Genomic DNA, 9,073 nt, shown 5'->3' with positions numbered 1-9,073 from the left:
TTATAGGTCAACTCGCCTTTTTCTACTTGCTCGACCACTGACAGCTTAAAAGCCAGGCTGTAGTCTCGCTGTGTCCGCTTAATCCCTTGCTCCATTTGCCACCTCCTCGTTTCAACGAAAAAGTGTCAACCTATTTCAGGACGGGACAATCCCAATTAAAAAGCCCGCTCGTTTGAGCGGGCTTTTTACGTCTTGCTTTCGCCGCGTCGCGATACGCCGCGTCAGATCTCGATCTTCGTCCCCAGCTCAACCACGCGGTTCGCGGGAATGCTGAAGAAGTCGGTCGGTTTGGCAGCGTTCTGATGCATCCACGCAAACAAGCGTTCACGCCAGATGGACATGCCTGGCAGCTTGGTCGGCACGACCGTCTCGCGCGCGAGGAAGAACGACGTATCCATCAGCTCGAAGTGCATGTCTGTCTTCTCTTCGAGCAGATGCAGCACTTCCTTCACGTCCGGCGTCTCGTTGAAACCGAACGTCGCAACCACGCTGTACAGCCCGCCCGTGTGGTCCTTGACCTCGATGCGGCTGGCATCTTCGGCATAAGGCACATCCAGCGTGCGGAACGTCAGGAAGATCGTGCGCTCATGCAGGATACGGTTGTGCTTGAGGTTGTGCAGCAGGCTCACCGGCACCAGCGTATTGCCACCCGTCAGGTAGATGGCCGTGCCCGCCACGCGATGCGGCGGGTGCGCCAGCAGACCTTGCAGGAACGGCCCGAGCGGAATGCCGTCGGCGGCGGTGCGCTCGCGCAGCAACTGCCGGCCCTTGTGCCACGTCATCAGCATGAAGAACAGGAACGCGCCCAAGGCGAGCGGCAACCAGCCGCCCTCTTCCACCTTGATCAGGTTCGCGCCGAAGAACGCGAAGTCGACCACGAGAAAGCCCGTGATGATGAGCGCGACGAGGAACTTGTTCCAGTTCCAGACCTTGACCATGACCACACACGCGAGAATGGTCGTAATGACCATCGTCGTCGTCACGGCAATGCCGTAAGCGGCCGCCAGATTGCTCGATGACTTGAACGCCAGCACGATCCAGATGATGACCAGCAGCAGCGACCAGTTTATGACCGGCATGTAGATCTGACCGATCTCACGATCCGACGTATGCAGAATCTTCATGCGTGGCACATAGCCGAGCTGAATCGCCTGACTGGTCAGCGAGAACGCCCCGGAAATCACCGCTTGCGATGCGATCACGGTGGCCGCCGTCGCCACGATCACCAGCGGCAACAGCGCCCAGTCCGGCGCGAGCAGGAAGAACGGGTTTTCGATGGCCTTCGGGTTCGACAGCAGCAACGCCCCCTGACCGAAGTAGTTCAGCGCCAGCGCCGGAAACACCAGCACCGACCAGGCGAAGCGAATCGGACGGATACCGAAGTGCCCCATGTCCGCGTACAGCGCTTCTGCGCCGGTCAGCACGAGGAACACCGAGCCGAGCACGATGTAGGCCTGCAACGCGTGAGTGCGGATGAAATGGATGCCGTAGTACGGGTTAATGGCCTTCACGATCTCCGGCGCGAGCACCATGTTGTACACGCCCAGCACGCCGAGAATCACGAACCAGAGCACCATGACCGGGCCGAACAGACGCCCGACCTTGGCGGTCCCCGACTTCTGCATCGAGAAGAGCACGATCAGAATGACGATCGTGATCGGCAGCACGAAACGTGACAGCGACGGCGCGGCGATCTCCAGCCCCTCGACCGCCGACATCACGGAGATGGCCGGGGTAATCACGGCGTCGCCATAGAACATGCAGGCGCCGAACATCCCCAGCATCATCAGGACGGAGGCCCATCGGCTGCCCGACCTCACACTGCGCAGGCTGAGCGCCATGAGTGCGAGCACCCCGCCTTCGCCGCGGTTGTCCGCTCGCATCACGAACAAGACGTACTTCAGGGAAACCACGATCACCAGCGCCCAGAACAGCAGCGAGATGATGCCGAACACCGCCTGTTGATTAAACGGAATGCCGTGCTGCGGATCGAAACATTCCTTGAGCGCATAGAGCGGGCTGGTGCCGATATCGCCGAAGACCACGCCGATGGCCGCCACCATGAGCGCGGGCATGGCCTGAGGGCGCTGCCCGTGTCGAATGTTTTGCGTCATAAGGTTTGGGTAATCGCTTTATTGCGCTGCACAAAATGGGCGCTATTCTAACTGGGCGCCGGTTCCCTCGCCAGCCCGGGCAGTTCCTGATCGCCGGGCTTGTTACATGACATGCCTCGCTAGGATATGACGAGCCGGACGCCGTGACCAGTCCCGCGCCACAAGGGTTTTGCCCATCCCCTGCCGCCGTTGGGCCACGCACGCGGCGCCGCTATTCGAGTTGCAAATGCGCGACATATGCCGGACATGCGCGATTCGTGAGTCGACAGTCCCCGCAATTGGGTGTACCGACATGCACGCCATCCAATGAAAAAAGCCGCCCGAAGGCGGCTTTCTCACATGCTGGGACGTCTGAAGCGCGGCTTAACGGCGACGCGTCGTCTTCTTCGACGAACCCTTGACTGAACGCACGAGATCCGAATCCACACTGTTCTGCTGGGCTTCCAGCGAGCGGATCTGGCCCTGCACGTCGCTCAGGCGGATGCGCGCAGCACTACGCTCGGTCTCGAGGGCAGCGGCCTGCTCACGCACGGCTTGCTGGTTCTGCGCCAGCGCCTGTTCCTGCTGACGCTGGATAGTGAGGTCGTTCTGCACGGCATTGAGGCGCGTTTCGCTCTCGGCCAACTGACGCTCGATCATGGCCTTCTGGGCTTCGAGCTTGATGCGGTTGATCTCGACGTCGGCGAGCACCTGCGTCTGATGGACGAAGTCCGCATACAGCGCTTCGGCCTTCTTCTCGTTGTTCACCTTGACCACGCGCCAGAACTGGCCTTCGTGGAACAGCGCCACGTAGTAGCCCAGCGTCTGCGGATAGAACAGCAGGCTTGCGCCGTAACGACCGTTGTAGGTCGTGCGCAATTCGGTGACTTCCTTGTTCTGAATGCGATCGCGCAGTTCCTGGATCGTGCCCGATGCGGCCACCGGCGCGTTGGCCGATTGTGCAGGCACTGCCGGAGCTGCAAGTTGCGCGGGCGTCGCACCAGTCACATCACGGACCGGGTCGGCAGCCATTGCTGACGTCCCCCAGGCGGCCAGGCATGCCACCCCCACGCCCAACCACAACCGCCCCCGGCAATCACTGATTTTCATCTGATCTGTTTTCCTGTTATCGACCGGATCGTTTCACGATCCTTATTCGTCGCATTCATTCGCCACCCCGGACTCCGTCCCGAGGATCTGATACCTGCGTATTTGTGGAATGATAACCGCATGCCCGCAATAGCCGACAATTCTATCCATTGAGGCCCGGTCTTCCAAGCAGGGAATGCGTTATTCTGCCGCCGCAATTTCATCTGTTGATACGGCGCAACTGAGGGTCGTCGGGACTTCCGGCAGACGGAAGTTGTTTGTCAGAAAAATCCCGTCATAAAACGCCACGCCGAGACCTCACCAACGCAGAGCGCGTTGTCCTCGGCGTTGGACGGCGCCAGGCTCAGCCCTCAAACTCGCTCGCCAGCTCCGAGTCATTGCCGAGAATCTGGTATTTGCGCATCTTTTCCCACAGCACCTTGCGGCTGATGCCCAGCGCGTTGGCGGTGTCCTGACGTCGCCAGCCATTGGCGTCGAGCGCCGCGACGATACGGGCCCGCTCGGTGGCGTCCCAGCGCGCACGTTCGCGCTCGCCCACCGCTGCGCCGCCGCGCGACGCGTCGTCCGCGCGCGCCACCGTGCCCATCGACAGCGCGTCGAAGATCGGTCGAATGCGCCGTTCGTCCCAGCCGCCCAGTTGCCGGTAGATGATGCCGACGCGCTCGGCGATATTGCGCATCTCGCGCACGTTGCCCGGAAACAGACCGCCCTCGACCAGTTCGCGCAACCACGCCGGCACCTGCGCCCCGATCTCGCTATCGCCCACGACCTTGCCGAGATAGGCGGTGAAGACGGCCAGCTTGTCGACCGGCCCGCGCTCCTCCAGGCTCGGGATGTGCAGTTCAATCACGGCAAGACGGTAGAACAGGTCGGCGCGGAACAACTCGTCGCGCACCATCGACTTCAGATGCTTGTTGGTCGCTGCGACCAGCCGGAAGTCGAGCTTCACGGGCTGCGCCGAGCCAAGGCGCGTCACGGCGCTATCTTCCAGCACCCGTAGCAACTTGACCTGCTGATACAGCGGCAGGTCGCCGATTTCGTCGAGAAAGAGCGTGCCGTCGTTGGCCTGCTCGAAATACCCCTTGTGCGAGTACAGCGCGCCGGTGAACGCGCCTTTGGCGTGACCGAAGAAGTGCGATTCGAAGAGACCGTCGGGAATCGCACCGCAGTTCACGGCAACGAACGGCCCCCGTCCGTAATGACTCTGCTTGTCGTGGAGCAGGCGGGCGATACGCTCCTTGCCCACGCCGGTCTCGCCGTGGATCAGCACGTTCGAATCGCAATCGGCGAAAGCATCGACTTCGGCGAGCAGGCCGAGCATGGCGCTCGACTGCGCGACGAGCGGGTCGGTGGGCACCGGCGCCTGATCGGCCTCTGCGATCGCCCCGGACAGCTTGAAGATCAGTGTGCGCAGCTCTGCACCGGAGAAGTCGAGGGTGAGGATGTTGCTGTACTCCGGCGGGAACACCCGTCCGTCGTTCTCGCGCGGCGTCGTCGCGACCCAGATCACCGGCATGCCGTGGCCGAGCTGCCATTCGTTCGCATTGGTCGACGCGCCCTCGATCACCGACACGCTCACCACCGCGATGGACGGACGCACGCGCGTGCGCTCGCGCGACAGATCGACGCCGTCCGCCCGAATGACTTCCATGTCGAAGCTCGCGAGACAGTGGGACACCCGGTCTGCGATATCCGACTTGCCCTCCCACACATACACATCGAGATCTTCACGTACTGGCTTGCTTTTCATGCTTGTCCGCTCGTTGGCGAACGCCCCCCGGCGTTCGTCATGGTGAAGTTCAGTGCGCCGGCCCGGCTCCATTTCGGGCATCACTGATCGTTTTGTTCGTGATTCGCTGCGTCATCTTCGCCTTGCACCGCGCCATCTACTGCGCCTTGAATCCTGCCACGCACACAACGCCCGACATCCTGTCGGGCACCGTTGTTCCAGCGATCTCACCCGCGTTCGATCGCCGCTAATACACTAGCTGCACCAGCCCGTTCTGGCAGTTGATGCTGTCCACCGTGACCGTCGTCATGCCCAGCGTGATGCCCAGCGACGACAGCAGCGTATTGAGCACGTTGCTCAGCGGCGTGAGCAGCGGATTGAGCAAGGTGTAGAGCACGCTGCCGAGCACCGGCGAGATATCCGACGTGCCGATCGATCCCGATACGGCATTGATACGGCATTGATTGGCGTTACCCGACAGATTGCAGAGCAGGTCAGTGACACCGCCCAGCAACCCGGAGACGATGCCGCCCAGCGTGTTGACCAATCCCGTCACCAGCCCGCCCACGCCGCCCAGCACCTGCGGCAGATTGAGCGTCAGCACACCGCCGAGCGTCGTGCCAAGCGCATTGGTCGTCTGCTTCAATCCGGCGGCGGCCGTGCTCAGGAAACTGTTCACGGTCGAGATCGACGACCCCGCGAGTGCCGACGGCACATTGTTCACCAGCCCCGTGCCGATGGTCCCGGACGTCGATGTCCCGCCAGCACTCACGTCGAGCGAGAGCCCGGTCAGCAACGCCTTGACGATCTGACTCAGATCCACGCTCGACCCGATAGGCCCGACCTTCTGCGGGAACGGCCCGGTAAACGTGATCGGCGCGGGCGAATTCGTCACAAGCGACAAGTTCACGTTAGCCCCCACGTTGATCAGGCCGAGCAACGTCGCAATGTTCGTGCGTTGCGTCATGAGCGTTGTGCAACTGCGCGGATCGGTCTGCACATTCACCCCGGATGCCGCAGCGCCCACGCACACGTTCACCAGTCCCGAGTTGACCTGCAAGGTGGTCGAGGGCGTCGCGCCACACTGCAATGCCGTGACCGTCGCCGTCGACTGTGCCACTTCAAGCACCAGCGGCAGATTCAGTTGCGTGCCCACGGCGCTCAGAATCCCGGCAAGCGGACCGGCGGACGACGCCGCCGAGTTGACCGTCAGGAACAGCCGCACCTGCGCGTTCGTCGCTGTGGCGCCCACGCCTCCGACGCCGATTTGCGGTGGCGAGATCACTCGCGCCACGACCGACACCGTCCCGCCGAGAATCGAGAGCGACGGCACGGCCACGGCGTTGTTGCCGTTCGCGCCGATGATGGCGGCCGTAATCAGATCGGAGATGCCGACGTTCGCACTCAGCGCGTTCGCGGCGCTCACCCCGGCGGCATCGATGTTCGCGATGATGCCGGGCGACGTCGCGGTGCCCAGCAGGTTGATCGGCAAATTCAGGACCGGACTGTTCGCGAACACGTTGATGAGGTTGTTCATTGCCGTGACCGAGGCTGACAACGCCCCGTTCTGCGTGGCAAGCGCCGTGTTCGTCGCGCTCAGCAGCGTGCCCACGGTGAGGTTCTTCACAGCCGCCACCCCCGAGAGCGACGCCACGCTCACGTCCCCCGTCACCGGCACACCGAGCGCCTGCAACAGTCCTTTGGGCGTGATGTTCACACCCACGAGTTGCTGCGCAGCGCCGACATACAGCGACGGCGTGATCCCGACCGCGTTGAGCAGCGGCGCGAGCACCGAGTTGTTGGCATTGAGCGCCAGCAAGCCCGAATCGACGGTGAACGTCACGACTGCCGGGGCCTTGCGCGCGATGGCATTGGCGGCAATCGTGCGCGTGCCCGCCAGTTGGAAGAACGACGGCACGCCCAGCGTCAGCGAGACAGACACCGCGTTGCCATTTGCCGCATTCGCCGACGTCGCCGCCACGAACGTGCCGGGCGTGCTGGACGACGCCGCAGGCGAAGTCCAGATACCGCAGGACGTCGCGACGGTCAGCCCGGTCACGTTGCTACCGAGGTTCGAGGTGACATTCGCACGTGCGACCGTGTCGTACGACGTGGCGTTGGCGCACCCTGGCAGCGTCTGCGCCCCCGCGAGCGCCGCCATGTCCGCCGTACGTTGCAGGTCGCGTCGCTTCATGAACGCGTAACCCGCATCGATCGCAAACGCCAGAATCAGCACCACGATCAGGAAGATGAAGGCGAGGATCGGCACCGAGCCGCGTTGACGCGCCGGCAGCCACCCTGAGCGCCGGTCACATCCGGTCGACGGCGCTACCGTCGTGGTCGTCGAGGGCTTCGTGGGGCGCACACGCGCACGCGCTTTCATGACGCATCACTGGCTCGCGCCAGCCCCCGCCGAGCTTCCGCTGGTGCCGACGTTGCCGCCCCCACCGCCGCCGCCTCCACCACCACCTCCGCTATCGCTTTGCACCATCGTCGTAAAGAACGCCGGGATCGCGTAGTTGAAGCTTTCCAGATAGCGACGATAAGCACGCGACGCGGTTGCGCCGAGCATCGGCAACCCGGGTCCGGCGGCAAGATTGTTGCCCTGCACGGCGAGCAACGCTTCCGTCTCGTCGCCCAGCATGCCATCGCGGGCGTGCTCGCCGACGCGTGGCGGCGTAGTACGGCGCACGACATTGGTCGGCGTGCGGGCCGCCTGAACAGGCGCTGGTGCTGCCGCTTGCGCGGCGGGCGCCTGCTGCGTCGTATCGGCTGCGGGCGACGCCTGTGCGACCTGTACGGTCTGAGCCGTGGAAGGCGATGCCACGGCGCGTGCGTCCGCGCCACCCATCGATCCGGTGAGCGGCGTGTTGCCCTGCGCGGTGGCGGCCCCGGCCCACAGCGTGAACACGGCCAATCCGACCTGCATGGCCGTCACCGTGCGCATACCCGGATGTCGCTGAAGTTTCTGGACTGCCATGATTACCTCTCCCTAAGGTTGCCTGATTCGCAACACATGGACTGCTCTTGTCACCGCTGTCGCCCGGTCAACCCGGTCCGAGCGCCTTACTGCGAGTGCGCAAAACGATCCAGCATCGACGTCGGCATGTCGCTGCGCGCGGACTCGCCTGCGCGCGCGAGCTTCGCGTCGGACGTCGCCGCCTTCGCCGACGCCTGCTGCGGCGTGGTCGTGCTCTGCACCGCATCGGCCGGCCCCGGTGTCAGACGCACCACCACGGGCCCACCGGCATCGGCACGCGAGGCCGTCGCCCCAGCCGACGCAACCGGCGCCGCCTGTGGCACGAGCGACGCCGCCGCCTGCGCTGCCGCACGCGCGGCTGCGGCGTCCGCTGCCTGCTTGCGCGCCCGGGTGTTCGCGCGGATGTCGGACGCGAGCTTGTTGATCGCGTCGCGCGTGGTCTGCGGCATCTTGGCGTTCGTCATCATGTCGTCGGCGCGCGAGCGGTCACCCATCACGACGAGATACACCGCGAGATTGCTAAGCACCTTGCGGCTGTCGGGCCTGAGTTCGGCCGCCTGCGCGAGCGGCACGCGTGCACCCGCCGTGTCGCCGTTGTTCAGCAGCGCAAAGCCAAGATCGCTCAGATAGAACGCCTCGGTCGGCGCGCGGCTCACGGCCTCCCGCAGCGCCTGAGCGGCACCTGCGTAATCCTTTCGCTGCGCCGCCACGAGTCCGATGCCGTGCCATGCGGCAGCAGCCTCGCTGCTCGCCAACAACGCACGATAGGCCTGCTCGGCCTGCTCCGGTTGTCCGGTCTCGCGCAGCGCATCGGCCCGCAGAATGTCGACGTCAGGTGCAGAACCGTACTGAATCCGGAACTGCTCGATGTGCGCGAGCGAGGCGAAGTACGACCCCTGCTCCTGCGACTGACGAATCATCGACAAGTACAACTCGCGCGTATCGGGTTTCGCGGCCTTGGCCCGCTCCTCGTCGTTCTGTTGCGCCTGCATGAGCGCGGCGGCCGACGGCGCGCCGTAACCGCCCAGCGTCGGCCCGCTACTGCACCCGGCGAGCAGCGCCGCGCTCAGTCCGAGGAACAGCGCAGCGCGCAGCGACGAAGCCTTCCGACTCACGCGGCCCGACGGCTCGCGCGTGAGGTGTTGCGTCTGGATCGGCATG

At 64.0% G+C, this 9,073-nt stretch carries 6 protein-coding genes; all 6 read right to left on the bottom strand.

The window, feature by feature from the left end:
• Positions 1-221: 221 nt before the first annotated feature.
• Complete coding sequence (locus C5N93_RS18570; protein ID WP_242560419.1) at positions 222-2,114, bottom strand: potassium transporter Kup; 1,893 nt, start codon at positions 2,112-2,114, stop codon at positions 222-224.
• A gap of 363 nt (positions 2,115-2,477) precedes the next feature.
• Positions 2,478-3,203, bottom strand: coding sequence for a DUF2968 domain-containing protein (locus tag C5N93_RS18565; protein WP_242560418.1), 726 nt, complete (start codon positions 3,201-3,203; stop codon positions 2,478-2,480).
• Between the two features lie 343 nt (positions 3,204-3,546).
• Positions 3,547-4,953 (bottom strand): sigma-54 dependent transcriptional regulator, encoded by a 1,407-nt coding sequence (locus tag C5N93_RS18560; RefSeq protein ID WP_242560417.1) that lies wholly within the window; start codon positions 4,951-4,953, stop codon positions 3,547-3,549.
• Positions 4,954-5,179: 226 nt separating this feature from the next.
• Positions 5,180-7,315 carry a pilus assembly protein TadG-related protein gene (locus C5N93_RS18555; protein WP_242560416.1) on the bottom strand — a complete coding sequence of 712 codons (2,136 nt, stop codon included), beginning with the start codon at positions 7,313-7,315 and terminating at the stop codon, positions 5,180-5,182.
• 6 nt (positions 7,316-7,321) lie between these two features.
• A complete protein-coding gene (locus tag C5N93_RS18550) occupies positions 7,322-7,912 on the bottom strand; it encodes a DUF3613 domain-containing protein (protein WP_242560415.1) in 591 nt (196 codons plus the stop codon).
• An 86-nt stretch (positions 7,913-7,998) separates the two neighbouring features.
• Positions 7,999-9,072, bottom strand: coding sequence for a tetratricopeptide repeat protein (locus C5N93_RS18545; protein ID WP_242560414.1), 1,074 nt, complete (start codon positions 9,070-9,072; stop codon positions 7,999-8,001).
• Between the last annotated feature and the right edge of the window lies 1 nt (position 9,073).

Origin of the sequence: Pandoraea sp. LA3 (assembly GCF_022696215.1) — a bacterium.
GTDB lineage: Bacteria > Pseudomonadota > Gammaproteobacteria > Burkholderiales > Burkholderiaceae > Pandoraea > Pandoraea capi.
Note: the sequence above shows the minus strand (reverse complement) of the source record. Positions and strands in the feature narration are given on the sequence as shown.

Coding starts and splice junctions, on each gene's coding strand:
- C5N93_RS18570 (WP_242560419.1), bottom strand. CDS start 2,114: ATGACGCAAAACATTCGACACGGGCAGCGCCCTCAGGCCATGCCCGCG.
- C5N93_RS18565 (WP_242560418.1), bottom strand. CDS start 3,203: ATGAAAATCAGTGATTGCCGGGGGCGGTTGTGGTTGGGCGTGGGGGTG.
- C5N93_RS18560 (WP_242560417.1), bottom strand. CDS start 4,953: ATGAAAAGCAAGCCAGTACGTGAAGATCTCGATGTGTATGTGTGGGAG.
- C5N93_RS18555 (WP_242560416.1), bottom strand. CDS start 7,315: ATGAAAGCGCGTGCGCGTGTGCGCCCCACGAAGCCCTCGACGACCACG.
- C5N93_RS18550 (WP_242560415.1), bottom strand. CDS start 7,912: ATGGCAGTCCAGAAACTTCAGCGACATCCGGGTATGCGCACGGTGACG.
- C5N93_RS18545 (WP_242560414.1), bottom strand. CDS start 9,072: ATGCCGATCCAGACGCAACACCTCACGCGCGAGCCGTCGGGCCGCGTG.